Origin of the sequence: Streptomyces triticisoli (assembly GCF_003270085.1) — a bacterium.
Lineage (GTDB): Bacteria > Actinomycetota > Actinomycetes > Streptomycetales > Streptomycetaceae > Streptomyces > Streptomyces triticisoli.
The window spans coordinates 1-23,884 of the sequence record NZ_QFDQ01000281.1 but is presented as its reverse complement, the minus strand read 5'-3'; the positions used below and the strand labels follow the sequence as shown (position 1 = coordinate 23,884).

Sequence of the window (23,884 nt, the reverse complement as noted above, 5' to 3'; positions counted from 1 at the left end):
GCCGGGCCGCCGGCGAGCGCCGGGCCGCCGCCCGCCGGCTGGACGAGGCCGAGACCGACGCCGGCCACACCACCGTGCGGCAGGCCGAGGCGGAGGAGACCGCCGCCGCGGCGGGCCGGGACCTCGTCGCCCTCGTACGCGCTCATCTGGACGCCTGCGAGGAGCTGTCCGTCGCCGACCCCACCGGGCTGCTGGACGGCCTGCAGGACTGGGTGACGCACCTGCAGGGCCGGTATCCGGCACGGGAACAGGCAGCCGAGGCGCATCGCACACGGACGGCACGGCTGGCCGACCGGGCGGCCGCTCTCGGGCAGGAACTGGCCGGACTCCGGGCCCGGCACACCGAGGCCGGGCGGGAACTCGCCGGGCTGGAGGCAGGCGGCCAGCCCGGCCCCACCGAGCCCCACACCCGTACGCCCGGGGTACGTGAGCGGGTGCCGGGGGCGCCCCTGTGGCGGCTGATCGACTTCCGCGACCATGTCGGGGCCGGTGAACGGGCGGGCCTGGAGGCGGCGTTGGAGGCGTCCGGGCTGCTGGACGCCTGGGTGCGCCCGGACGGCACCGCCGTACACGCCGACGGACACGACCTGCTGCTGTCCCCGCTGCCGCCCGGGGCCCCACCGCCCGGCCCGACACTCGCCGACGTGCTGCGCCCGGCCGTCGACCACGGCGACGCGCGCGCCACGGCAGTGGGCGAGCCTGCGGTGGCCCGGCTGCTGGCCGCGATCGGACTCGGCCGGGGCGAGGACGTCTGGGCGCCGGACCCGGTCACCGGCTCGTGGTACGAGGGTGGTGCGGGCACCGGCCGCGACACCTGGGTGGCGGCGGACGGCCGCTTCCGCGTCGGCGCACTCACCGGCAGCTGGTCGAAGCCGGCGGCCGTGTACGTGGGCGAGGGTGCCCGTGAAGAGGCACGGCGAGCCCGCATGAGCGCCCTGCGCACCGAACTCGACACCCTGGCGGGCGACATGGCCCGCCTGGCGGCCGAACGCACCTCGGTGGACCGGTGCCGTCACACCCTGGACGCCGAGCTGGCCGCCGTCCCCGACGACGCCGCCCTGCGCCACGCCCACGCACTCGCCGCCGCGGCGGCGGACGCCGCCCACCGGGCCCGCACCCGCCGCGACGAACGCGCCGGCGAACTGGCGGAGGCCACCCGGCAGGAAGCCGAGGCGGACGGTGAACTCACCGAGACCGCCGCCGCGTTGGACCTGCCGGCCGACCAGGCGGGCCTGGCCGCCGTACGCCAGGCCCTGGCCGATCACGCCGCCGTCCTCGCCGGTCTGTGGCCTGCCCTGCGCGAACGTGCCGAGGCGACGCGCTCGCTCACCGAGGAGCGCGCGGAAGCGGAGCAGGCCGGCGAAAGGGTCGCCGAACTGGCCCTGCGGGCGGAGGAGTCGGGCCGTCTCGCGGCCGCCGCCGACGAGCGCCACGCCACCCTGCGCTCCACCGTCGGCGCCGCGGTCGCGGAGCTCGAACGGCGCCTCGCCGAGACCTCCGCCGCGCTGGCCGCCTGCGACCGCGACCAGCGCCGGGCACGCGAGGACCACACGGCCGCCGACCGGCGCGCCCACCGGGCGCAGGGGCACATCGAACGGCTGGAGGTGGACGTCCGTGAGGCGACCGCGTCCCGTGCCGAGGCCATCGCCGCCCTCCAGCGGTTCGCAGGCACCGGCCTCATGTCCGTCGCCCTGCCCGAGCTGTCCGTACCTCCGCTGGAGTCCGGCCCCTGGGCCGCCACCCCGGCCGTCGCGCTCGCCCGCTCCGTCGAGGCCGAACTGTCCGGCACCGACGACTCCGACGGCGCCTGGGAGCGGGTGCAGAAGCGGCTGAGCGAGGAGTACAAGAAGCTCCAGGACGCGCTGTCCCGGGGCGGCCACAGCGCCACCGCCCGCATGGTGGAGGACGGCATGGTCGTCGAGATCGTCTACCAGGGCCGCGAGCGGGCCGTGCCCGAGCTCGCCGAGGCGCTCGCCGCGGAAGTGGCCGAGCTGACGCGCATCCTGTCCGCGCACGAGCGCGAGATCCTCGAAACGCACCTGCTGACCGAGGTCGCCGGCACCCTGCAGGAGCTGATCGGCGCCGCCGAGCGCCAGGTGCGCGCCATGAACGCCGAGCTGCAGGAGCGGCCCACCTCCACCGGCATGCGGCTGCGCCTGGTGTGGCGCCCCTCGCGCAGGGCGCCGGCCGGTCTGGCCCAGGCCCGCGAACGGCTGCGGCAGTCCGCCGACGCCTGGACGCCCGAGGACCGGGCCGCGGTCGGCGGGTTCCTGCAGGCCGAGATCGGCCGCCGGCAGTCCGACGACCGGGCGGGCAGCTGGCTGGAGGTGCTCACCGCCGCCCTCGACTACCGGGCCTGGCACGAGTTCGGCATCGAACGCCACCAGCACGGCAAGTGGGTCCCGGCCACCGGTCCCGCCTCCGGCGGCGAGCGCGTCCTGGCGGTGAGCGTGCCGTTGTTCGCCGCGGCCTCCTCGCACTACGCCACGGCCGCCCCGCACGCCCCGCGCCTGGTCACGCTGGACGAGGCCTTCGCCGGTGTCGACGACGACTCCCGCGCCAAGTGCCTGGGGCTGCTGCACGCCTTCGACCTGGACGTGGTGATGACCAGCGAACGCGAGTGGGCCTGCTACCCGCAGGTCCCCGGCATCGCCATCGCCCAGCTCTCCCGCGTCGACGAGATCCCCGCGGTCCTGGTGACCCGCTGGGAGTGGGACGGCACCGAACGCATGCCCGGCACCGAACCCGACCGCCGGCTGACGACCGTCTCCGCGCAGACCACCGCGGGCACGACGGAGGGCCAGGACTCCCTGTGGACGACGTGAGCCGTGGACCCGAGGACAGCATGAGCGAGGACACGAACACACCCCGGCCGCTTTCGGCCCCCGTCGACCACGACCGCCTGTCCCGCCTCCTGGGCGGCCCCGAACTGGCCTGGCTGATCGACCGGGTGCGCCGCCGCATGGAACGGGACGAACCCCTGACCGGACCGGTCGCCCTGGCCGCCCCCACCGCCGCGCAGCGCGCCGCCGCCGAGCGACTGCTGGGCCGCGCTCCGGGCGCCGGGCGCTCGCTGAGCGTACGGCTGGACACGGTGGACGCGGTCCTGCGGCGCTCCGGGATCAGCCCCGACGGCCTGGCCGCCGCCGTCACCGCCCTCACCGGCCCGGTCGCCCGGCTCGCCGACGTACGCGAACGGGAGGCGCACGCCTGGCGGGACGCTCACGCCCCGCTCGACTCACTGATCCGCACCGATAGGCCCGAGCTGGCCGAGTGGGCCGACCGGCTGCGCCAGGACGGCCTGGTACGCCGTCTCGCCCGCACCCCGCACGCGGCGAAAACCCTGCTCGGCGACACCGCCGAAGCCCTGCGCCGGCTGCCGGCCGACCCGGCCGTGTCCCTGTCCGCCTTCGCCGCCGCCGCGTTCGGCGACGCCCACGCCCTCGACGACGGCGCCCCGCTCGCCACCCTCGTCCTGTCCGGCGTGCGCGCCCTGACCGGCTTCCCCGACGGCAGCGGTGCCGAGTGGCGCCGCGAGGCCTGGGCCTCGGCCGGGCTCCTCAAGGACGCCCTGTCCTCCACCGTCCTCACCCTGGGCCTGCGCGGCACCCCCGCCCTCGACTGGGCGGCCGACTCGGGAGAACCAGCGGTCCTGACACTGCGCCAGCTCACCCGCGTACCGCCGCGCACGGCGCCCGCCGCCGTGCACGTGTGCGAGAACCCCACCGTCCTGGCCACCGCGGCCGACACCCTGGGTCCCGCCTGCCCGCCCCTGGTCTGCCTCCAGGGCCAGCCCTCGGCCGCCGCCCTCACCCTGCTGCGCCACCTGCACGCCCACGGCTCCGTGCTCCACTACCACGGCGACTTCGACTGGGGCGGTCTGCGCATCGCCGCCGCCCTGCTGCGCCGCGTGCCCTGGCACCCCTGGCGCTACACGGCCGCCGACTACCGCACCGCAGCCGCCGCCACCCCCCTGGCCCCGCCCCTGACCGGCACCCCGGCCGACGCCCCATGGGACCCGGACCTGCGCCCGGCCCTCACCGAACTGGGCGTGCGTATCGAGGAAGAGACCGTCCTGGACGGCCTCCTGACCGATCTCGCCCCCTGACCGGAGACTCTCGGAGAGCTCAGGGACTGAGGTCGATGATCCGTACGGGCTGTCCCTTCCAGGTTTCGGGCGCGGTGGTGGCGATCACCGCGCCGCTCGGCCGCTCCGCCGTCGGCTCGGCGGCGTATCGCGCGTGGGCGGAGGCCCAGGACGTGTCGCGCGCCACGGCGAGCGCGGCGGGCAGATCCAGGTCGAGAACCGTGATATCGGGGAGCGCGGCGAGATGCTCCGCGGTGCCCGGCCGTACGCGGTCTGCCGAGACCAGGGCGCATGCCGGGGCGTACAGGAACCAGCCCGCCTCGGCATGCGCGCGATGGATCAGCCGGGAAGCGAGTACGTTGCCCTTTCCGGCCGCGACCATCGCCGTGTCGTCCAGGACGATGTGCAGGGGCTCGGTCACCTGGCCCCCGCCTCGCTCAGCCGTCGGTCCAGCTCCGCGTCGAGAGCCTCCTGTTCGCTCGCGCTCGGGTCGTAGCCGTTCCACTTCCGCAGGGCGACGCGAGCCCGCTCGGCCCGCTCTGCGCGCTCCTCGGGGGTGAGCAGCGTCTCGGCGAGATGGGACAGGTAGCCCCGCAGCGACATGCCTTCGGAGGAAGCTATCCGAGCGAGTCTGTCGCGAGCTTCGGCGGGGATACGGACGTTGGCGTCGGACATGGTGCCCTCCTCGTTCTGACCCCACGAGGGTACGGGTACGGGTACGTACCCGTCCAGCCCGGCGGGCCAGTCGATGGCCGAGCCACTGTCGAACTGCCCTGCCTCTGCGATGTCCGGGCAGCCTCGGAGACCCCCGGGCAAGTGAACAGACGCCTCAGTCGTCTCCGTGCATTCCGTGGCGCGCCTCGGCCTTCTCCGGGTGTGCGTCCCGGTCCTGCCCACGGTCGTCAAGGCTGGCCGGCGGCGCACCGGAGGCCCGGGATGGACGCGGACGAGGTGTCGGTGGATGACGTCGAGCCGGAGTACGTCGGCACGGCCGGGGTCCGCGAGCGGGGGCCTTCGAGCCGACGACTGTACGGCGACGGCCGCAGGGGAATCCCGCAGCCGGCCCTGGGCCGGACCGAGGAAATCTGACTTGCCATGGATCGAACCGCAGAGTATTAGTTGGTTTAGCAAAATCAACTAATCGAGATCGTGGTGGGGGAGATGGGACGTACGTCATCCGGGTCCCAGGGAGGCCCGGACGAGCAGCGCAAGGCTTCGGACGAGGTGGCCACGGCTCTTGCCACGGTGGGCAACTGGATGTTCTCCACCGCGGCGCGGCGCCGGATCATGGCGGCCTCCGGACTCGAACTGTCCCTGGGGGACTACACGTTGCTCGCCCAGATCTCCCAGCACGCACCGGTGCGTCTGTCGGTCCTCGCGGAGCTGATGGAGGTCGACAAGTCCACGCTCACGCCGCCCGCCAAGCGGCTGGAGGCCCGCGGTTTCATCGTCCGTGAGCCCGACCCGGCGGACGCCCGTGCCCAGTTGGTCAGCGTCAGCCGGGCGGGGAAGCTTGCCGTCCGCAGGCTCCGGAAGGCGCGAGCTGACACGGTGGCCGAGCTGATGGCGGACTGGGACACCGCCGAGATCGAGCGTTTGGCCGAGCATCTGACCGCGTTCGCTGAAGCGATCAAGAAGAAAGGGTAAGGAACCCGTGCACCGCCTGGGGACTCAAGGCGCCGCGAGTGGCAGCCAGTTGACCACTCCAGTCCCGCCGCCCGGCAGCGCCGGGACCGCACCGCCCCGCCGGGGGTGGTCGTCACCCTTGCCTACTCGGCCAGTCCATGGTCCTGCTCGACGTATCCCTCATGAACATCGCTCCGCTGTCCATCCTGGTGGCCGCGGCCTTCGTGGTCCTCGGCGCTGTATCCGCACTCGTCCTGCCGCGCATCGCCCAGAACCGCTCCTGACAGGCGGGCGGACACCGCGAACTCGTCGTCCAGGCAGGCGACGTCATCACCGGTGTGCTGCCTGGACACCGTGTCACCCGCAACGCGGGCGCCCACATCCTCCGCACTGGCGGCCGGTTCGACAGCCGTCTGCTCGTCCCCGTCGTCGCGGACAAGTAATCCCGTTCACTGTTCACCACGAAGGAGTGAGGACAGGTGCGTGCCGTCCTGCTGAAAGACTTCGGTCCGCCGGACCGGCTGACCCTCACTGAGGTGCCGGATCCGCATCCCGCCCCGGGCGAGGCGGCAATTCGCGTGGCCGCGGTCGGCATCCAGTTCCTGGAGACTCAGGTCCGCTCCGGCATGATGCGTGGGGCACTGGCCGGTGCGCCTCTGCCGGTGATCCTGGGCAAGGAGGTCGCGGGCGACGTCGTCGAGGTCGGCGCGGGCGTCGATCCGGCGCTCGTCGGCAGCCGGGTGCTCGCCACCACCGCGGGCACCGGCGGCTATGCCGAACTCGCCCTCGCGCCTGCCACCTCGCTCATCCCGCTGCCGGCCGGACTGGACTTCCCGGACGCCGTCGCTCTCTACCGCTACGGAGCCACCGCTCGTGGCCTGATCGACACGGCGCGTGTCACGGCGGGCGACCGGGTCCTGGTGCAGGCTGCTGGCGGGGCCGTCGGCACGATCCTCGTGCAGCTGCTCAAGCGGACCGGCGCGACCGTGATCGGAACGGCTCGCGGCGACCACAAGCTCGACCTTGTCAAGGAGCTGGGCGCCGACCACGTCGTCGACTACTCGACGCCCGGTTGGACGGACCGGGTGCGCCAGGTCGCACAGGGCGCCGTCGACGTGGTCTACGACCACATCGGCGGCGAGCTCGGACGCGAGTCGTTCGGTCTGCTCGCTCCGGGCACCGGCCGGCAGATCGTATTCGGCTTCTCCAGCGGGCAGCCGCTCGACGTGCAGCCCATGGAGCTGTTCGGCCGGGGCCTGACCCTCACCGGGTTCAGCGCGGGCCTCATCTGGAACCAGCCCGACCACGCCCGCGAACTGGTCACCGACGTCCTCGGTCTGGCCGTCGCCGGCGCGATCAAGCCGGTCGTCGGGCAGAGCTTCCCGCTGGAGCAGGCAGCCGACGCGCATGCCGCCGTGGAGTCGCGTCGCACCGTCGGCAAGACCCTGCTCATCCCGTGAACCATCTCTCGTACCACGCACATCGTTCACAATGGCCCAGGCCGGCCATGGCCCGGGCCTTACCGAGGAGACACACACCATGAGCACCGCACCCAAGACCTTCGTGGTCGGCGCCACCGGCCTGCTGGGAAGCCGGATCGTCAGTGCACTCCTCGACAAGGGCGCCCCCGTGCGCGCCCTTGTCCGGCCGGGCACCGAGGGCGACAGGAAGGCCGCGCTCGCGGCCCTGGAGGCGCGCGGCCTCGAGCTCGTCGAGGGCGACATCACCGACCCCGTGGAGAAGCTGGCCGCGGCGATCGGCGACGCCACCACCGTGATCTCGGCGGTACAGGGCGGCCCCGACCTGATCGTGGACGGGCAGGTGAACCTGGTGCGCGCCGCGGAGAAGGCCGGTGCCCGCCGGTTCATCCCGTCCGACTTCGCTGTCGACGTCACGAAGCTGGAGGACGGCGACAACTTCATGATCGATTGGCGTCGGCAGGCCGCGGCCGCTTATGCGGACACGGGCCTGGAGGTGATCTCCGTGCTCAACGGCGCCTTCTACGAGGTCATGATCGGCTTCATGGGGCTCGTCGACTGGGAGGCGGGTACGGTCTCCCACTGGGGCGACCCCGACCAGCCGCTCGACCTCACCTCGGTCGCCGACACGGCCGCCTACACCGCGGCCGTCGCCCTCGGCCCGGGGGCCAAGGGCACCCTGCGGTTCGCCGGTGAGGTGCTGTCGATGCGGCAGTTCCACCAGACCTTGCAGCGGGCCACCGGCCGTATCTTTGTCCTGAAGACCCTCGGCACCGCCGACGAACTGCGTGCCGAGATCACACGGCAGGCGGGCCTCACCCAGAACCCGTTCGACTATGTGGCGCTCCAGTACCAGTGGTGCATGGTCACGGGCAAGGGCAAGTTCGACGTCCTGGACAACGCCAAGTACCCGCAGGTCAAGCCGGGGTCGCTGGAGGACCTGGTTCGGGAGGCCGCGCCCAGGGCGTGACACGCCTGGTGTGCTCCGCCGTCCCCGCCCATGGGATCCGCGGGGCACGGAGGTACGAAAGTCTCGTCCGCCACCGGCGGTGGCAGGGCGGCCGCTCTTGGTCCCCGTGATCCGCTCACCGTGCTCGGCGGCGGCCAGGATCTCCGAGGCGTACTGGTCCGAACTCACGCGCGGTCGTCTTCCTCACCTCGGAGTGCAGCGGGACGGGTGGGCGAACACCGGTAAATGCTTCCGCGCGGGCGGCGAAGCGGGGCGCAAGCTCGGGGTACCAGCCACGGGCCACCGCCTGCAGCATCTCCGCCAGGGCCGCCGGCTCCCCGACACGAGGTGTGGCTCGACACCCCCGACAGCCCCGTTCCCGTACTCGAGAACGCGTGACCGGCGCCTGCGCCCGGCGTCCGTCAGCCCGGGCATGCCGGCGGCCGGGGCGGTGGGCAGGTACGACTCCCGGTCGATCAGCGCGTGGCTGCGCGGCGTGGACGTGAAGCGCAGGACGGACGCCTGGTCGTCACCAAGTCCGGCACTGGTGACGCACCGACGCGAAGCGGTTGTACGTGCGGCGTCGTCACGTGTACGAGACATGCGGCGTGACGGCGTCCCCTGCGTGTGCGTTGAGCCGGGCCCGTCCCCGGGGTGTCGCGTGAGGCGTGGGTGGGGTTCGTCGGGCCGTCCTCGTCGGAGCGGGACGTCTGACGGTCGTACGAGCGCGAGAGCCCTGCCGGTTCCTGTCGGGCGGCAGGGCTCTCGCGCAGGTGGTCCTCGTCAGCCGATGCGTTCCCAGCCGCGGCGCGGGGCCCTCGTGCCCAGTTGGGCGTCGCGGCTGCGGTAGACGATGTAGGGGCGGGTGAGGTAGCCGAGGGGGGCGGTGAGCATGTGGACCAGGCGGGTGAAGGGCCAGAAGGCGAACAACAACAGGGCGCTGAGGGCGTGGAGCTGGAAGAGGAGGGGTGCGCCGCTCATCAGGTCCGCGTGGGGCTGGAGGTAGAAGATCGAGCGGAACCAGGGGGAGATGGTCTCGCGGTAGTCGTAGCCGCCGCCGACGACGTTCGCGGCGACCGTCGCGGCCAGGCCGAGCAGGATCGTCACGGTGAGCGAGAGGTACATCGCCTTGTCGTTGCGGGTGGTGGCGGAGAACACCGGGCCGACGGTGCGGCGCCGGTAGACCAGGATGGCCAGGCCGCCCACGGTGCACACTCCGGCGACGGTGCCGAGGATCACGGCCGCCAGGTGGTACGTGTTCTCGCTCATGCCGACCGCCTCGGTCCAGCTCTTGGGGATGATCAGGCCCCCGATGTGGCCGAGCAGGACGACGAGGACGCCGAAGTGGAACAGCGGGCTGCCGATGCGCAGCAGCCGGTTCTCGTAGAGCTGGGAGGAGCGGGTGGTCCAGCCGAACTTGTCGTAGCGGTAGCGCCAGATGTGGCCGAGGACGAAGAAGGCCAGGGACAGGTAGGGCAGGATCACCCACAGCAGGAGGCTGCCGGGGCCTGTCTCGGCGGCCGTGGTGAAGGGCTGCGCGGGTGCGGTCATCGCGGGCCTCCTGCCGGGTCGGGCATGTACTGCGAGGGTGTGTACGGGGCGAGCCCGACCTGTTCCTCGGGCGGGCCCTCGGCGGCGAGCCGGGCGACGGCCTGCTGCTCGTCGCCCTTGAGGGGTGGGAGCGTGGCGGAGACGGACTCCAGTACGGCCGTCCAGGGCGAGTCCTCCGCGCGCAGGGCCAGGCGGAGCAGTTCGAGGCCGGCGCGGTGCTCGGTGAGCAGCCGGTGTCCGGTGGGCGGGTCCATGCCCGCGCATTCGAGTACGACGGCGAGGTGGTCGGGGAGTTCGTCGTCGCTCAGGCGCAGTCCGGCGGCGGCATAGGCCTGCTTGAGGCGGAGCAGGGCGATGCCGCGCTTGCGGGTGTCGCCGTGCGCGTAGTAGGTCAGGTAGGGGCAGCAGCGCTTGCGGTGGTCGAAGGTGGCGACGTAGGCGGCGGCCAGTTCGTCGGCGGGGGTGTTCTCGGCGTGTCCGGTGAAGCGGAGCAGGGGGTCGCGGACGCGGGCCGGCAGGGTGGGGGCCACGCGGTGGGCGAGGGCGAGGCGCTGCGGGAACTGCTCGTCCGGGTAGGCCAGCAGCAGGGACTGCGTCTGCCAGGCGTACGGGTGCCAGGGTTCGGTGCGGGCCGTGGCGGGCCTGAGTCTCCTCCTCATGCTCATGGCTTCGGCTCGACCTCCCCGCCGCTGTCGACGCTGGTGTCACCATCGGGGGTCCGGGGCGGGAACAGGCCCGGTGGAGCGCCCTTGCCGTCCCAGTTGAGGAGGTTGACGCGGGTTTCCTTGTCGGTGGGGGCGGCCGGGGTGTCGGAGGTCTGCCGGTCGCGCAGGGCGCGGTAGTTCTCCACGGCGATGGGTGCCGCGCCGCCGGAGGTCTCGCCGAAGGGCCCGGAACCTCCCATGCCGGGTCCGCCCTCGTAGTCCAGGCTGCACTCGGTGGCGAGTTCCTCCAGGTTGTGGGCCTGTTCGGCGTGGGCGGGCGGGATGACGTACCGCTCGTCGTACTTGGCCAGCGCCAGCAGCCGGTACATGTCGTACATCTGCTCCTCGCCCATGCCGACCTGCTCGGGGATGTCAGCGTTGGGTTCGCGGCCCATGTTGATGTCGCGCATGTAGGAGCGCATGGCGGCGAGGCGGCGCAGGACGGCGTCCACGGGGGCGGGGTCGCCGGCGGTGAACAGCTGGGCGAGGTAGTCGACGGGGATGCGCAGGGTGTCGACGGCGGCGAAGAGGTTGCGGTGGTCCTCGGCGTCCTCGCCGGTGTCGCGTACGGCGTCGACGACCGGGGAGAGCGGCGGGACGTACCAGACCATGGGCAGGGTGCGGTACTCCGGGTGCAGCGGCAGTGCCACCTTGTAGGTGTTGATCAGGGCGTACACCGGGGAGCGCTGGGCGGCCTCGATCCAGTCGCGGGGGATGCCGGCCTTCTCGGCCTCGGCGACGACGTGCGGGTCGTGGGGGTCGAGGAAGACCTGGCGCTGTGCCTCGTACAGGTCGGTGTCGTCCGGGGTGGAGGCGGCCTGAAGGACCTTGTCGGCGTCGTAGAGGACCAGGCCGATGTAGCGCAGCCGGCCGACGCAGGTCTCGGAGCAGACGGTGGGCAGGCCGACCTCGACGCGCGGGAAGCAGAAGGTGCACTTCTCGGCCTTGCCGGTGCGGTGGTTGAAGTAGACCTTCTTGTACGGGCAGCCGGTCACGCACATCCGCCAGCCCCGGCAGCGGTCCTGGTCGACGAGGACGATGCCGTCCTCCTCCCGCTTGTAGATCGCCCCGGAGGGGCAGGAGGCGGCACAGGACGGGTTGAGGCAGTGCTCGCAGATCCGCGGCAGGTAGAACATGAACGTCTGCTCGAACTCCAGCTTGATCTTCTCGGAGACCTCGCCGAGCAGGACGTCCTTGTCGCCGTGCCGGTCGGAGCCGCCGAGGTTGTCGTCCCAGTTCGCCGACCAGGAGATCTTCATGTCCTTGCCGGTGATGAGGGACTTGGGGCGGGCGACCGGGGTGTGCTCCTGCAGCGGGGCGTTGGTCAGGGTCTCGTAGTCGTAGGTCCAGGGTTCGTAGTAGTCGTCGAGCGAGGGCAGTACGGGGTTGGAGAAGATGGTGATCAGCTTCTTGAACCGGCCGCCGGCCTTCAGCGCGAGCCGGCCGCGCTTGTTCAGCTCCCAGCCGCCGCGCCAGGTGTCCTGGTCCTCGTAGCGGCGGGGGTAGCCCTGGCCGGGGCGGGTCTCGACGTTGTTGAACCACACGTACTCGACGCCGGTGCGGTTGGTCCACGCCTGTTTGCAGGTGACCGAGCAGGTGTGGCAGCCGATGCACTTGTCGAGGTTCATCACCATCGCCATCTGGGCCATGAGGCGCATGTCAGTAGGTCACCTCCTGGTCGGTGCGGCGGCGGATCACCGTCACCTCGTCGCGCTGGTTGCCGGTCGGGCCGAGGTAGTTGAAGGCGTACGACAGCTGGGCGTAGCCGCCGATGAGGTGGCTGGGTTTGACCAGCAGCCGGGTGAGGGAGTTGTGGATGCCGCCGCGGCGGCCGGTGGTCTCGGTGCGGGGCACGTCGATCAGCCGGTCCTGGGCGTGGTGCATGTAGACGGTGCCCTCGGGCATGCGGTGCGAGACGACCGCGCGGGCGGCGACGACGCCGTTGCGGTTGACCGCCTCGATCCAGTCGTTGTCGCGCACGCCGATCTTCGCCGCGTCCTGGGTGCTCATCCAGATGGTGGGTCCGCCCCGGGACAGGGACAGCATGAACAGGTTGTCCTGGTACTCGGAGTGGATGGACCACTTGTTGTGCGGGGTCAGGTAGCGGACGGTGATGCCGAGTTCGCCCTGTTCGCCCAGGCGTGGCTCGCCGAACAGGGCGTTCATGTTCAACGGTGGCCGGTAGACGGGGAGTTGTTCGCCGAGCGCGGTCATCCAGTCGTGGTCGAGGTAGAAGTGCTGGCGGCCGGTGAGGGTGTGCCAGGGCTTGTGGCGCTCGACGTTGACGGTGAACGGCGAGTAGCGCCGGCCGCCGCTCTCCGAGCCGGACCACTCGGGGCTGGTGATGACCGGCACGGGGGCTTCCTGGGTGTCGGCGAAGGTGATCCGCTTGCCCTCGTGCTCGGCGGCCAGGTCGGCGAGCCGGGTTCCGGTGCGGTTCTCGAGGGTGTGGAAGCCCTGGGTGGCCAGGTGGCCGTTGGTGGTGCCGGACAGGGCGAGGATGGCCTCGCAGGCGTGCACGTCCCGGGCGAGCGCGGGCCGCCCGGCCGCCGCTCCCCCGCGCACCGTGCCGTTCTTGTGCCGCAGGTAGTCCAGTTCCCGGTCCAGCTTGAAGGTGACGCCCTTGGTGGTCGCGCCGAGGGAGTCGAGCAGTGGGCCGAGGGCGGTCATCTTGTCGGCGACGGCCCCGTAGTCGCGTTCGACGGTGACGAGTTTGGGCATGGTCCGGCCGGGGACGGGTTCGCACTCGCCGGCCTTCCAGTCGCGTACGCGGCCGTGCGGGGTGGCCAGTTCGTCCGGGGTGTCGTGCATCAGCGGGGCGGCGACCACGTCCTTGCGCACGCCGAGGTGGGCGGCGCCGAGCCGGCTGAACTCGCGGGCCAGGGTGAGGAAGGCGTCCCAGTCGGTGCGGGTCTGCCAGGGCGGGGCGATCGCCGGGTTGAAGGCGTGCACGTAGGGGTGCATGTCGGTGCTGGACAGGTCGTGCTTCTCGTACCAGGTGGCGGCCGGCAGCACCACGTCCGAGAAGACGGTGGTGCTGGTCATGCGGAAGTCCAGGGTCAGCAGCAGGTCCAGCTTGCCGACGGGGGCCTCCTCCCGCCACACCACGTCCCTCGGGCGGGCCTCGGGCGGTGCCTCGGCGGCGTTCACCGAGGAGTCGGTGCCCAGCAGGTGCTTGAGGAAGTACTCGTTGCCCTTCGCGGAGGAGCCGAGCAGGTTGGCCCGCCAGATGGTCAGGACGCGCGGGAAGTTCTCCGGCGCGTCCGGGTCCTCGCCCGCGAACCCCAGTCGCTCGGCCTTCAGTTCCTCCACCACGTGCTCGGCGACCGGGCGCCCGGCCGCCTCGGCCTCGTCGGCGAGGTCGAGCGGGTTGCGGTCGAAGGTCGGGTACGACGGCATCCAGCCCATGCGCGCGGAGGCGGCGATCACGTCCGCGGTGGCCATCCCGGCGAAGGGGCCGCCCGCTCCGGCCGCGCCGGCCGCGGCGAGGGTGTCGGCGGAGAAGGGGTCGTAGCGGAACTGGTCGCTGTGCAGGTACCAGTACGCCGTCTGGATCATCTGCCGGGCCGGGCGGTTCCAGTCGGAGGCCGTCGCGAGCGCGGAGTAGCCGGTGATCGGGCGGACCTTCTCCTGGCCGACGTAGTGCGCCCAGCCGCCGCCGTTGACACCTTGGCAGCCGGTGAGCGTGGTCAGGGTGAGGAAGGCGCGGTAGATGGTGTCGGAGTGGAACCAGTGGTTGGTGCCCGCCCCCATGATGATCATCGAACGGCCGCGGGACTCCTCGGCGTTGGCGGCGAACTCCCGGGCGATCCGGGCCGCCCGGCCCGCGTCCACCCCGGTGATCGCGGCCTGCCAGGCGGGCGTGTACGGCTCCTCGGCGTCGTCGTAGGACGTGGGCCAGCGGCCGGGCAGGCCGGGGCGGGCCACGCCGTACTGGGCGAGGAGGAGGTCGTACACCGTGGTGACCAGCCGTCCCGCGATCCGCCGTACGGGCACTCCGCGCCGCAGCAGGCCCGCGCTGCCGTCGGGGGCGTCGAAGCGGGGCAGCTCCACCGTCACCGGGTCCTCGCCGCCGCCCTCGGCGGACAGCAGCGGGTCGGTGCCGCCCAGGTCCAGGTTCCACTTCCCGGCCCCGCTCTCGCCGTACCGGTCGCCGAGCGTGCCGTTCGGGACGACGGGGCTGCCGTCGGCGTCCAGCAGCACGGTGCGGAACTCCGCGTACTCGGCGGTCGCGTGCTCACCGCCGAGGTCGGCGGCGGTGAGGAACTTGCCGGGCGTGTACGTCCCAGTCCCCGTACCCGTCCCCGGCTCGCGTTCGTCGAGGGCGACCAGGAACGGCAGGTCCGTGTACCGCTTGACGTACTCCTCGAAGTACGGGGTGCGGCGGTCGACGAAGAACTCCTTGAGCACCACGTGGCCCATGGCCATGGCGAGGGCCCCGTCGGTGCCGGGCTGGGCGGGAAGCCACTCGTCGGCGAACTTGACGTTGTCCGCGTAGTCCGGGGAGACCGCCACCACCTTCTGGCCGCGGTAGCGGGCCTCGGCCATCCAGTGGGCGTCCGGGGTGCGGGTCACCGGCAGGTTGGAACCCCACATGATCAGGTAGCCGGCGTCCCACCAGTCCCCCGACTCCGGTACGTCCGTCTGGTCGCCGAAGACCTGCGGGGAGGCGACCGGCAGGTCCGCGTACCAGTCGTAGAAGGACAGCATCACGCCGCCGAGCAGCGAGTAGAAGCGGGCCCCGGCGGCGTGCGAGACCATCGACATCGCCGGGATCGGCGAGAAGCCGGCCAGCCGGTCGGGGCCGTACTCCTTGATGGTGTGCACGTGCGCGGCGGCGACCATCTCCACCGCTTCGTCCCAACTCGCCCGCACCAGGCCGCCCTTGCCGCGCGCGGCCTTGTAGCGGCGGGCGCGCTCGGGGTCGGAGACGATGTCCGCCCAGGCCGCGACCGGGTCGCCCAGCCGGGCCTTCGCCTCCCGGTACATCTGCAGGAGCACGCCGCGGACGTAGGGGTAGCGGACCCGGGTCGGCGAGTACGTGTACCAGGAGAACGCGGCGCCGCGGGGGCAGCCGCGCGGCTCGTACTCGGGGCGGTCGGGGCCGACCGAGGGGTAGTCGGTCTGCTGGGCCTCCCAGGTGATGATGCCGTCCTTGACGTACACCTTCCACGAGCAGGAACCGGTGCAGTTCACGCCGTGGGTGGAGCGGACCACCTTGTCGTGCGACCAGCGGTCCCGGTAGAAGTCGTCCGCCCGGCGCCCGCCCTTCTTGTGCAGGGTGCGCAGGTCCTCGGAGACCTCCGCCCGGGTGAAGAACCGGCGCGAGCGCACCAGCGCGTCCGTCAGCTCACCGGCCGGCCCCGCCGACCGTGCCCCGCCTGTTCCCTCCGTCACCGGATCGGTCTCCGTGGCCACCGCGCCGCTCCCTCCCGGGTCTCGCCCCGTGGATGCTCACTGGGAAAAGCCACCACTCCCATAACCACAACAGGCAGGGCCCACACCTGTAATCACGGCCCTTCTGCTGCCGGGCGACCCGCTGTGGACCGGCCCGGATCCGGGAGGCTACGGATCTTTCCCGCCGACGGTTAGGGCCGATCGGCCCTAACCGTCGGCGGAACCGCGCGGGGAGGATGGACGGATGGTGCACAACGACGGCTTTCGCGCGCTGGACCGGCAGGAGTGCCTGCGGCTGCTGGGCAAGGTGCCGGTCGGGCGGGTCGTGTACACGCGGCAGGCCCTTCCGGCGGTACTGCCCGTGAACTTCGCCCTGGACACGGACGCCTCCGTGCTCGTGCGGACCTCGGCCCGGTCGGACCTGGTGCGCGCCGTCGACGGTGTCGTGGTCGCCTTCGAGGCCGACGAGTTCAACACGGAGACCCGGTCCGGCTGGAGCGTGGTCGTGACCGGCCAGGCCCATGTGGTCGCCGACCCCGCCGAGCACGAACGGCTGCTGCGGACGGGGCCCGACTCGTGGATGCCCATCCAGGACGACGTCTTCATCCGCATCGAGGCCACGATGATCACGGGCCGCGAACTCACGGACCTGCGCGCCACGGGCTGAGCCGCCCGGGCGGCACGGCACCGGGGTGCCGGGGTGCCGGGATGCCCGAGCATCATGGCCCGGGGCAAGGCCCGGGAGGCAAGGGCCGGGACGCCACGGCCCGGGGTCGAGGTCCAGGAGCCGAGGGCCCGAGGCCCGGAGGCCGGGGCCCAAGGACCAGGATCCGGGCTCCGGGGGCCAAAGGCCAGGGCCGGGCTCCGGGGCCAAAGGCCAGGGCCGGGGTCCAGGCTCTGGCACCCAAGGACCAAAATCCAGACTCCGGGGGCCAAGGGCCAGGGCCGGGCTCCGGGGCCAAAGGCCAGGGCCGGGGTCCAGGCTCTGGCACCCAAGGACCAAAATCCAGACTCCGGGGCCGAGGGCCAGGGCCGGGCTCCTGGCTCCGGAGTCCGGGGTCAGGAGTCCGGGGTCAGGAGTCCGGAGTCAGGAGTCCGGAGTCAGGAGTCCGGAGTCAGGAGTCCGGAGTCAGGAGTCCGGAGTCAGGAGTCCGGGCTCCGGGCTCCGGGCTCCGGGCTCCAGGAGCCGAGGCCCGGGGGCCGAGGGCCAGGGTCCGGGAGCCGAGGACCAGGGCCCGGAGGCCGAGGACCAGGGCCCGGGGGCCGGAGGTCAAGGACCGGGTGCCCAGGAGCCGAGGCAGCACAGCCCGCAACACCAGAGCAGCCGGCCCGCAACACCGGAGCAGTCGGCTGGCGGCAGCCGGGGCGGTGGCCGGCCCCGCCGTGCCGGACGGCCGGCGGTTGGGCCGAACGGCCCAACCGCCGGGTCCGGGTGGCCTGTGGCGGTGGGCGCCGCCGGAGCACAGGCTGGAATCAGCAGCCCCCACGGCATCCCGGAGGGGACTGAGCGACGCCGCTCGCCGGCCGGGCTCGGCGGCGGGTACGAAAGGAGCCGGAGACGATGACCTCCACCACGCTGGCCTCGGCCCTGCCGACGGAGTACCGCACACGCCTGATGTCCCTCGCCCGCGACGTGTCCTTCGACGTCGGCACCCGCCTGTTCGAGGAGGGACGGCACGCCGACCGGTTCTGGATCATCAAGACCGGGACGGTCGCTCTCGACCTGCACGTCCCCGGCCGGCGCGCCGCCGTCATCGAGTCGCTGGGCCACGGTGAACTGGTCGGCTGGTCCTGGCACTTCCCGCCGTACGTCTGGCATCTGGGCGCCGAGGCGACGAGCCCGGTGCGCGCGTACGAGTTCGATGCCGACGCCGTGCGGAAGCTGTGCGAGGAGGACCCCGAGTTCGGCCGCGCGGTCGCCGTGTGGGTCGGCAAGGTGGTCGCTCACCGTCTGCACTCGGCGCGCATCCGGCTCCTGGACCTGTACGCCCCCTACGGCAGCGGCACGAAGTGAGGGGAGGGGCCATGACCGCGACCCGGCGCAGCGAGGAGGAGACCGTGCACAGCAGCCCGCACATCGTGAGCGACGTGATGACGCACACCGTCGTGTCCGTGGGCCGCGAGGCCCCGTTCAAGACCATCGTCCAGCTCATGGGGCAGTGGAAGGTCGGCGCCCTTCCCGTGCTGGAGGGCGAGGGCCGGGTGGTCGGTGTCGTCTCGGAGGCCGACCTGCTGCCCAAGGAGGAGTTCCGCGACAGCGACCCGGACCGGTTCACCCAGCTGCGCCGTCTGCCCGACCTGGCCAAGGCGGGCGGGCTCACCGCCGGGGACGTGATGACCGCCCCGGCCGTCACCGTCCACGCCGACGCCCCCCTCGCCGAGGCCGCCCGCCTCATGGCCCTGCACCGGGTCAAGCGGCTGCCCGTCGTCGACGACAAGGGCCTGCTCGAGGGCCTGGTCAGCCGGGGTGACCTGCTGAAGGTCTTCCTGCGCCCGGACGACGACATCGCCGAGGAGGTCCGCCGGGAGATCGTCTCCTATCTCTTCCGCGCCCCGTCCGGCCCCGTCCACGTCGAGGTCCACGACGGCGTGGTCACCCTCACCGGCCGCATCCGGGACACCTCTCTCGTCCCCGTCGCCGCCCGACTGGTGCGCGCCGTGGAGGGCGTCGTCGACGTCGAGTGCAACCTCACGAGCGGCGCCGCGCTCACTGATCGGCCGGCGTGATACGGCGTCCCGTCAGGCGGGTGGGGCGGATCCGCACCCACAGTGTGCGCTGCCCGCCCGCCCAGGGGGAGGAGCGGGCCCGCTCCTGAAGCCGGCGCACCTCCTCGGGGTCCGTCATGGCTTCGGCGCGGCCGAGCGCGAGCACGCTCCACCCCTGGCTCATCGCCTCGTCGACGCGGTCCACCTCGAAGGCGACCTCCGCGTCGACGGCCTCGGCGGGCGCCGCGTCGGGCGCGGTGCGGAAGACGAGGTCGCCGTCCACCACGTCGTAGTTCACCGGGTACACGACGGGTCCGTCCTCGGTGGTCAGCGCGACGCGCCCGACGCCGTGCGTGGACAGCAGCGCCCGGCACTCGTCCTCGTCGAGGTCCACCAGCCGGGGGTGGAGCAGCGGCTGTCCCTGTCCCGGCGGGCGTTCCTGGCCGCCGCCGCGCAGCCCGTCGAGCGTGGTGCCCAGTGCGTCGGCCAACCGCAGCAGGGTGGCCGGGCTGGGGTCGGAGGGGTGTCCCTCCAGGTAGGCGAGGTACTGCGGTGACATCCGCGCCCGGCCGGCGGCCTCCTCCAGGCTGAGGCCCGCGCGGGTGCGGGCGGCGGCGATGCGCCGCCCGACGTCACCGGGGTTGCCCGCCGGGGCCGCGCCCTCGTACGGCTCGTGGGGCTCGTGCTGGTGCGGCTCGTGCTGCTGGTGCGGCGGTTCGTGCTGGATGTGCGCGTCCGGCCCGGGGAACACCACCGTGACCTCCCCGGTGTCCGACCAGCGCACGTCGTACGGGGGTGTGCCGTCGTCGTGGTGCAGGCCGACGATCTCGCCGTCGCGCCGGGTGGCGCCGGTGACCGGGCTTTCGACGACCAGCCGATCGCCAAGCTGAGCACGCATGACCCTGCCTTCCCTGCCTTCCCTCAAGGAGTCCGCTCTCCAGGATCGCCCGTGCCGGCGACCCTCACCAGCCGGGCCCGGACCTCGATCCCGGCCGCAGTCCGGACCGACAGCCGGACCGCGATCCCGGGCCGGAGCCCCGGCCCGCGGTCCGGGCTGCGTCAGCGGCCCTCGCCGCGCAGCCGGTCCCGGGCCTGGGTGGCGATCACGGCGGCCTGCACGCGCCGCTCCACGCCGAGCTTGGCCAGCAGCCGGGAGATGTGGTTCTTCACCGTCTTCTCGGCCAGGTACAGCCGCTGACCGATCTGCCGGTTGGTCAGCCCCTCACCGATCAGGGCCAGGATCTCCCGCTCCCGGTCGGTCAGCCCGGGCAGCGCGTCCGGCTCCTTCTCCTCCGGCTCCTGCCCGCCCCGCAACCGGGCCATCAGCTTCGCGGTGGCGCTGGGGTCGAGCAGTGACTGGCCGCGCGCCACGGTACGCACCGCCGAGACCAGGTCCGAGCCCTGGATCTGCTTCAGTACGTAGCCGGAGGCGCCCGCCATGATCGAGTCCAGCAGCGCCTCCTCGTCGTCGAACGAGGTCAGCATCAGGCAGGCCAGCTCCGGCAGGCGGGAGCGCAGCTCACGGCAGACGGTCACGCCGTCGCCGTCCGGCAGCCGGACGTCGAGCACCGCCACGTCCGGGCGCAGCGCGGGCACGCGGACCAGGGCCTGCTCGGCGGTCGCGGCCTCCCCGACCACCGTGATGTCCGGTTCGTCGTTCAGCAGGTCGTGCACCCCGCGCCGTACCACCTCGTGGTCGTCGAGGAGGAAGACCCGGATCGGGGTGTCGGCCCCGGCCTGCTCACGGTCCGCCATCGAATCGCTCCTTGTGCCGTCGTCATACCGTCATCGGTGTCCACCGCGATTCTTCCCCTCGTCCCGCCGCGGGGCCAGGGCCGGTCGGCCCCGACCCCGCGGCGGGCCGGTCTCAGCCGTCCCAGGACCAGTCCGCGACCTCGGGCATGTCCACTCCGTGTTCCCGGATCCAGTCGTGGTGCCGCAGCCGGGCGTCCTCCATGCGCTGGCGTACGGCGGCGGCGCGCACCGCGAGGCCGGGGACGCGGTCGATGACGTCCATGACCAGGCGGTAGCGGTCCAGGTCGTTGCTGACCACCATGTCGAACGGGGTGGTCGTGGTACCGATCTCCTTGTAGCCGCGCACGTGCAGGTGGGGGTGGCCGGCGCGCCGGTAGGCCAGGCGGTGGATCAGCCACGGGTAGCCGTGGTAGGCGAACAGCACCGGCTTGTCCCGCGTGAACAGCCCGTCGTACTCGAAGTCGGTCATCCCGTGCGGGTGCTCCTCGCTGGGCATCAGCCGGGCGATGTCGACCACGTTGACCACGCGCACGGCCAGCTCGGGCAGGTGCCCGCGCAGCAGCTGGGCGGCGGCCAGCACCTCCTGCGTGGGCACGTCGCCCGCGCAGGCCAGCACCACGTCCGGCTCCCGGCTGCCGTCCTCGGTGCCGGCCCAGTCCCAGATGCCGACGCCACGCGCGCAGTGCACGGTGGCCTCCTCCATGGAGAGCCAGTCGAAGCAGGGCTGCTTGCCGGCGACGATCACGTTGACGTAGTCCCGGCTGCGCAGCGCGTGGTCGGCCACCGACAGCAGGGTGTTGGCGTCCGGCGGGAAGTAGACCCGGACGGCTTCGGGGCTCTTGTTGAGGACGTGGTCGACGAAGCCGGGGTCCTGGTGGGAGAAGCCGTTGTGGTCCTGGCGCCACACGTGCGAGGTGAGCAGGTAGTTGAGGGAGGCGACGGGGGCGCGCCAGGGCAGTTTCCGGGTGACGCGCAGCCACTTGATGTGCTGGTTGACCATCGAGTCGACGATGTGCACGAAGGCCTCGTAGCAGGAGAACAGCCCGTGCCGGCCGGTGAGGAGGTAGCCCTCCAGCCAGCCCTGGCAGGTGTGTTCGGACAGGATCTCCATCACCCGGCCGTGCCGGTCGAGGTGTTCGTCCACCGGCAGGGTCTCGGCCTGCCAGGCCTTGCCGCTGGCGGCGTAGACGGCCTGCAGGCGGTTGGAGGCGGTCTCGTCGGGGCCGACGAGACGGAAGTCGCGCCGGCCTGCGGTGGCGGCCATGACGTCCTGGAGCATCTCGCCGAGGACGCGGGTGGGTTCGTGCAGGGTCGCGCCGGGCTTGTCGACCTCGACGGCGTACTTCTCCAGCGGCGGCAGCGGCAGTTCGCGCACCAGGAGTCCGCCGTTGGCGTGCGGGGTGGCGCCGAGCCGGCGGGTGCCCTCGGGGACGCAGGCCAGGACGTCGGGGCGCGGGGCGCCGTGCTCGTCGAACAGCTCCTCGGGGCGGTACGAGCGCAGCCACTGCTCCAGTCGCCGCAGGTGCTCGGGGTTGTCCCGGACGGCGGCCAGCGGGACCTGGTGGGAGCGCCAGGTGCCCTCCACGGGCAGGCCGTCGACCTCGGCGGGGCCGGTCCAGCCCTTGGGGGTGCGCAGCACGATCATGGGCCAGCGGGGCCGGTCGGTGACACCGCCGGTGCGGGCACCGCGCTGGAATGCGGCGATGCGGTCGAGGGCGGTGTCCATGGCCTCGGCCATCGCACGGTGCACGGCGGCCGGTTCGTCGCCGGTGACGTGGATCGGGTCGTGGCCGTATCCCCTGAGCAGTTCGTCGAGTTCGGCCTCGGGGATGCGGGCGAGCACCGTCGGGTTGGCGATCTTGTAGCCGTTGAGGTGCAGGATCGGCAGGACGGCGCCGTCCTCGACCGGGTCGAGGAACTTGTTGGAGTGCCAGGACGCCGCCAGCGGGCCGGTCTCCGCCTCGCCGTCGCCGATCACGCAGGCGACGACCAGGTCCGGGTTGTCCAGCGCGGCGCCGTAGGCGTGGGAGAGCGCGTAGCCGAGCTCGCCGCCCTCGTGGATGGAGCCCGGCGTCTCGGGGGCGACGTGGCTGGGCACCCCGCCGGGAAAGGAGAACTGCTTGAACAGCCGCGCCATGCCGTGCGCGTCCCGGGTGATGTCCGGATACGTCTCGGTGTACGAGCCCTCCAGCCAGGAGTTGGCGAGCACGGCGGGCCCGCCGTGACCGGGCCCCCAGACGCACAGGACATTCAGGTCGCGGGCCTTGATGACCCGGTTGAGGTGGGTGTGGACCAGGTTGAGGCCGGGCGAGGTGCCCCAGTGGCCGAGCAGGCGCGGCTTGATGTGCTCCGGGCGCAGCGGTTCGGCCGGCAGCGGGTTGGCCATCAGGTAGATCTGGCCGACGGAGAGGTAGTTCGCGGCGCGCCAGTGGGCGTCCAGCCTCGCGAGCTCCTCGTCCGTGAGCTCGGCGGGTGCCTGCTGCGTCTCGACGGACATCGGGGTTCCTTCCGGGTCGGGCCGGCGGTCGGGGTACCGCGTGCCGGCGGCACACCCCCACCCTCCATGGCCGCCCGGGTACCCGACAGGGCCGTTCGGGTCACACCCGGGGCCGGGCCGTCCCTGCCCGCGAGATCCGGCCGTCTCCCCTCCCGCGAGGACCCGACCGCCCCTTGCCCCGCGAGGCCCCGACCGCTCCCTGCCCCGCGAGGGTCCGACCTCCCCTGCCCCGCGAGGGCCCGACCGCCGTCTCGCCCCCGACAAGGCACCGGCCACCCCGTCCGTGAGGCACCGGACCGCCCCCTGTCCCCCGAGAATCCGACCGCCCCCGTCCACGGGCTCCGACCGTCTCCCTGCTCCCGCCGTCAGGCGGCGGCGCAGCTGTGGCCGTTCAGCGTGAAGCCGTACGGCGTGGTGTTGCTGCCCTGCCAGGTCCCGATGAAGCCGAAGGACAGGGTGCCGCCCGCGGCGACGGGCTTGTTGTAGTCGGCGGCGGTGGCGGTGACGCGGGAGCCGTGCTGGGCGACGCTCGCGTCCCACATGTGGGCGACCCGCTGGCCGTCGCGGAAGGACCAGGCGACGCGCCAGGTGTCGAGGGAGCGGGCGGTGGTGACGGTGACGGCGGCCTGGAAGCCGTCGGTCCACTGGTTCGTCAGGTCGTAGCGAACCTGGCAGACGGCCGGGGCGCTCGGGTACGGGCCGGGTGTGCCGGGTGCGCCAGGTGTTCCGCCCCCCTCGGCGGTGGCGGTGGAAGTGCCCTGGGGTTCGGGGTCGGGGTTCCCGCGGCCGGCCCGGGTCGCCGTGCCGCTCACGGACGGCGTGTGCGAGGCGGACGCGGAGGTGGAGGTGGAGCCGGGGGCCGAGGCGGAGACGGAGGTGGACGGCGAAGGGCCGTCGGCCGGCAGGGACAGGCCGGAGTCGGCGACCGGCAGGGTGCCGGCGTCACCGCGCGCGGTGTCCTCCGTGGAGCCGCCGAACGGCATCATCGACACCACCAGCGCCAGCCCGGACAGGACGACCGCCGCGGCGAGCAGGCTGCCGCGCACGACCCGTGCCCGGGCGGTGCCCTCGGCCGGTTCCCCGCCGCCGGTGTGCGCCGGCTCGGGGCGGCGCGTGCCGAGGCGCACGTCGGCG

19 protein-coding genes are annotated in these 23,884 nt (G+C 72.8%); 9 read left to right on the top strand and 10 right to left on the bottom strand.

Annotated features, from left to right (window positions below; genetic code table 11):
* Together DEP02_RS31810 and DEP02_RS31805 are read left to right on the top strand one after the other, a co-directional pair.
* A partial coding sequence (locus DEP02_RS31810) for a TIGR02680 family protein (RefSeq protein WP_112471137.1) occupies positions 1-2,825 on the top strand: 2,825 nt, incomplete at its 5' end.
* Between the two features lie 20 nt (positions 2,826-2,845).
* Positions 2,846-4,108, top strand: coding sequence for a TIGR02679 family protein (locus tag DEP02_RS31805; RefSeq protein WP_112471142.1), 1,263 nt, complete (start codon positions 2,846-2,848; stop codon positions 4,106-4,108).
* A 19-nt stretch (positions 4,109-4,127) separates the two neighbouring features.
* Here DEP02_RS31805 and DEP02_RS31800 read toward each other — a convergent pair whose 3' ends face one another.
* Entirely contained in the window at positions 4,128-4,508 is a 381-nt protein-coding gene (locus tag DEP02_RS31800; protein WP_198668691.1) for a PIN domain-containing protein, read from the bottom strand.
* Positions 4,505-4,762 carry a hypothetical protein gene (locus DEP02_RS31795; RefSeq protein ID WP_112471140.1) on the bottom strand — a complete coding sequence of 86 codons (258 nt, stop codon included), beginning with the start codon at positions 4,760-4,762 and terminating at the stop codon, positions 4,505-4,507. Before DEP02_RS31795 ends, DEP02_RS31800 begins: the two co-directional genes overlap by 4 nt.
* A 261-nt stretch (positions 4,763-5,023) precedes the next feature.
* Here DEP02_RS31795 and DEP02_RS33780 point away from each other — a divergent pair, with 261 nt between their 5' ends.
* The 4 genes from DEP02_RS33780 (at position 5,024) to DEP02_RS31780 (ending at position 8,161) form a co-directional block, all read left to right on the top strand.
* Positions 5,024-5,176: a hypothetical protein gene (locus DEP02_RS33780; RefSeq protein ID WP_157977587.1), complete on the top strand. Its 153-nt coding sequence runs from the start codon at positions 5,024-5,026 to the stop codon at positions 5,174-5,176.
* 72 nt (positions 5,177-5,248) lie between these two features.
* Positions 5,249-5,734: a MarR family winged helix-turn-helix transcriptional regulator gene (locus tag DEP02_RS31790; protein ID WP_112471136.1), complete on the top strand. Its 486-nt coding sequence runs from the start codon at positions 5,249-5,251 to the stop codon at positions 5,732-5,734.
* A 458-nt stretch (positions 5,735-6,192) separates the two neighbouring features.
* Entirely contained in the window at positions 6,193-7,173 is a 981-nt protein-coding gene (locus DEP02_RS31785; protein ID WP_112471135.1) for a quinone oxidoreductase family protein, read from the top strand.
* 79 nt (positions 7,174-7,252) lie between these two features.
* Positions 7,253-8,161: an NmrA family NAD(P)-binding protein gene (locus DEP02_RS31780; protein ID WP_112471134.1), complete on the top strand. Its 909-nt coding sequence runs from the start codon at positions 7,253-7,255 to the stop codon at positions 8,159-8,161.
* Positions 8,162-8,923: 762 nt separating this feature from the next.
* On the opposite strand, the gene narI is transcribed toward DEP02_RS31780, so the two are convergent.
* Genes narI through DEP02_RS31755 form a run of 4 tightly spaced genes read right to left on the bottom strand, consistent with a single transcriptional unit; the run spans position 8,924 to position 15,792 of the window.
* The gene (narI, locus tag DEP02_RS31770) at positions 8,924-9,691 is read right to left on the bottom strand and encodes a respiratory nitrate reductase subunit gamma (RefSeq protein ID WP_112471132.1); all 768 of its coding nucleotides are present in this window, start codon (positions 9,689-9,691) and stop codon (positions 8,924-8,926) included.
* The gene (gene narJ / locus DEP02_RS31765; RefSeq protein ID WP_112471131.1) at positions 9,688-10,356 is read right to left on the bottom strand and encodes a nitrate reductase molybdenum cofactor assembly chaperone; all 669 of its coding nucleotides are present in this window, start codon (positions 10,354-10,356) and stop codon (positions 9,688-9,690) included. Before narJ ends, narI begins: the two co-directional genes overlap by 4 nt.
* The gene (gene narH, locus DEP02_RS31760) at positions 10,353-12,053 is read right to left on the bottom strand and encodes a nitrate reductase subunit beta (protein ID WP_112471130.1); all 1,701 of its coding nucleotides are present in this window, start codon (positions 12,051-12,053) and stop codon (positions 10,353-10,355) included. Before narH ends, narJ begins: the two co-directional genes overlap by 4 nt.
* 1 nt (position 12,054) lies before the next feature.
* Positions 12,055-15,792: a nitrate reductase subunit alpha gene (locus DEP02_RS31755; protein ID WP_112471139.1), complete on the bottom strand. Its 3,738-nt coding sequence runs from the start codon at positions 15,790-15,792 to the stop codon at positions 12,055-12,057.
* A gap of 244 nt (positions 15,793-16,036) precedes the next feature.
* Here DEP02_RS31755 and DEP02_RS31750 point away from each other — a divergent pair, with 244 nt between their 5' ends.
* From DEP02_RS31750 to DEP02_RS31740, 3 genes are all read left to right on the top strand, one after another.
* Positions 16,037-16,459, top strand: coding sequence for a pyridoxamine 5'-phosphate oxidase family protein (locus tag DEP02_RS31750; RefSeq protein ID WP_112471129.1), 423 nt, complete (start codon positions 16,037-16,039; stop codon positions 16,457-16,459).
* An 894-nt stretch (positions 16,460-17,353) separates the two neighbouring features.
* Complete coding sequence (locus DEP02_RS31745) at positions 17,354-17,806, top strand: Crp/Fnr family transcriptional regulator (RefSeq protein WP_112471128.1); 453 nt, start codon at positions 17,354-17,356, stop codon at positions 17,804-17,806.
* Positions 17,807-17,817: 11 nt separating this feature from the next.
* Positions 17,818-18,519, top strand: a complete 702-nt coding sequence (locus tag DEP02_RS31740; protein ID WP_438947816.1) for a CBS domain-containing protein — start codon at positions 17,818-17,820, stop codon at positions 18,517-18,519.
* On the opposite strand, the gene DEP02_RS31735 is transcribed toward DEP02_RS31740, so the two are convergent.
* The 4 genes from DEP02_RS31735 to DEP02_RS31720 all read right to left on the bottom strand — a co-directional run.
* Positions 18,500-19,396, bottom strand: coding sequence for a pyridoxamine 5'-phosphate oxidase family protein (locus DEP02_RS31735; RefSeq protein ID WP_112471127.1), 897 nt, complete (start codon positions 19,394-19,396; stop codon positions 18,500-18,502). The two genes, DEP02_RS31740 and DEP02_RS31735, sit on opposite strands and share 20 nt — an antisense overlap.
* A 161-nt stretch (positions 19,397-19,557) precedes the next feature.
* Positions 19,558-20,253 carry a response regulator gene (locus tag DEP02_RS31730; RefSeq protein WP_112471126.1) on the bottom strand — a complete coding sequence of 232 codons (696 nt, stop codon included), beginning with the start codon at positions 20,251-20,253 and terminating at the stop codon, positions 19,558-19,560.
* 112 nt (positions 20,254-20,365) lie between these two features.
* On the bottom strand, positions 20,366-22,750 hold the full coding sequence (locus DEP02_RS31725; RefSeq protein ID WP_112471125.1) for a phosphoketolase family protein: 2,385 nt from the start codon (positions 22,748-22,750) through the stop codon (positions 20,366-20,368).
* A 365-nt stretch (positions 22,751-23,115) separates the two neighbouring features.
* Positions 23,116-23,884: cellulose binding domain-containing protein (locus DEP02_RS31720; protein WP_198668690.1), on the bottom strand; the 769-nt coding region annotated here is incomplete at its 5' end.

Excerpts from the sequence above, each read along its gene's own strand:
- narI (WP_112471132.1), bottom strand. The coding sequence starts at position 9,691 with ATGACCGCACCCGCGCAGCCCTTCACCACGGCCGCCGAGACAGGCCCC.
- DEP02_RS31735 (WP_112471127.1), bottom strand. The coding sequence starts at position 19,396 with ATGCGTGCTCAGCTTGGCGATCGGCTGGTCGTCGAAAGCCCGGTCACC.
- DEP02_RS31730 (WP_112471126.1), bottom strand. The coding sequence starts at position 20,253 with ATGGCGGACCGTGAGCAGGCCGGGGCCGACACCCCGATCCGGGTCTTC.
- DEP02_RS31745 (WP_112471128.1), top strand. The coding sequence starts at position 17,354 with ATGACCTCCACCACGCTGGCCTCGGCCCTGCCGACGGAGTACCGCACA.
- DEP02_RS31790 (WP_112471136.1), top strand. The coding sequence starts at position 5,249 with ATGGGACGTACGTCATCCGGGTCCCAGGGAGGCCCGGACGAGCAGCGC.
- DEP02_RS31750 (WP_112471129.1), top strand. The coding sequence starts at position 16,037 with ATGGTGCACAACGACGGCTTTCGCGCGCTGGACCGGCAGGAGTGCCTG.
- narH (WP_112471130.1), bottom strand. The coding sequence starts at position 12,053 with ATGCGCCTCATGGCCCAGATGGCGATGGTGATGAACCTCGACAAGTGC.
- narJ (WP_112471131.1), bottom strand. The coding sequence starts at position 10,356 with ATGAGCATGAGGAGGAGACTCAGGCCCGCCACGGCCCGCACCGAACCC.
- DEP02_RS31795 (WP_112471140.1), bottom strand. The coding sequence starts at position 4,762 with ATGTCCGACGCCAACGTCCGTATCCCCGCCGAAGCTCGCGACAGACTC.
- DEP02_RS31780 (WP_112471134.1), top strand. The coding sequence starts at position 7,253 with ATGAGCACCGCACCCAAGACCTTCGTGGTCGGCGCCACCGGCCTGCTG.
- DEP02_RS33780 (WP_157977587.1), top strand. The coding sequence starts at position 5,024 with ATGGACGCGGACGAGGTGTCGGTGGATGACGTCGAGCCGGAGTACGTC.
- DEP02_RS31725 (WP_112471125.1), bottom strand. The coding sequence starts at position 22,750 with ATGTCCGTCGAGACGCAGCAGGCACCCGCCGAGCTCACGGACGAGGAG.
- DEP02_RS31805 (WP_112471142.1), top strand. The coding sequence starts at position 2,846 with ATGAGCGAGGACACGAACACACCCCGGCCGCTTTCGGCCCCCGTCGAC.
- DEP02_RS31740 (WP_438947816.1), top strand. The coding sequence starts at position 17,818 with ATGACCGCGACCCGGCGCAGCGAGGAGGAGACCGTGCACAGCAGCCCG.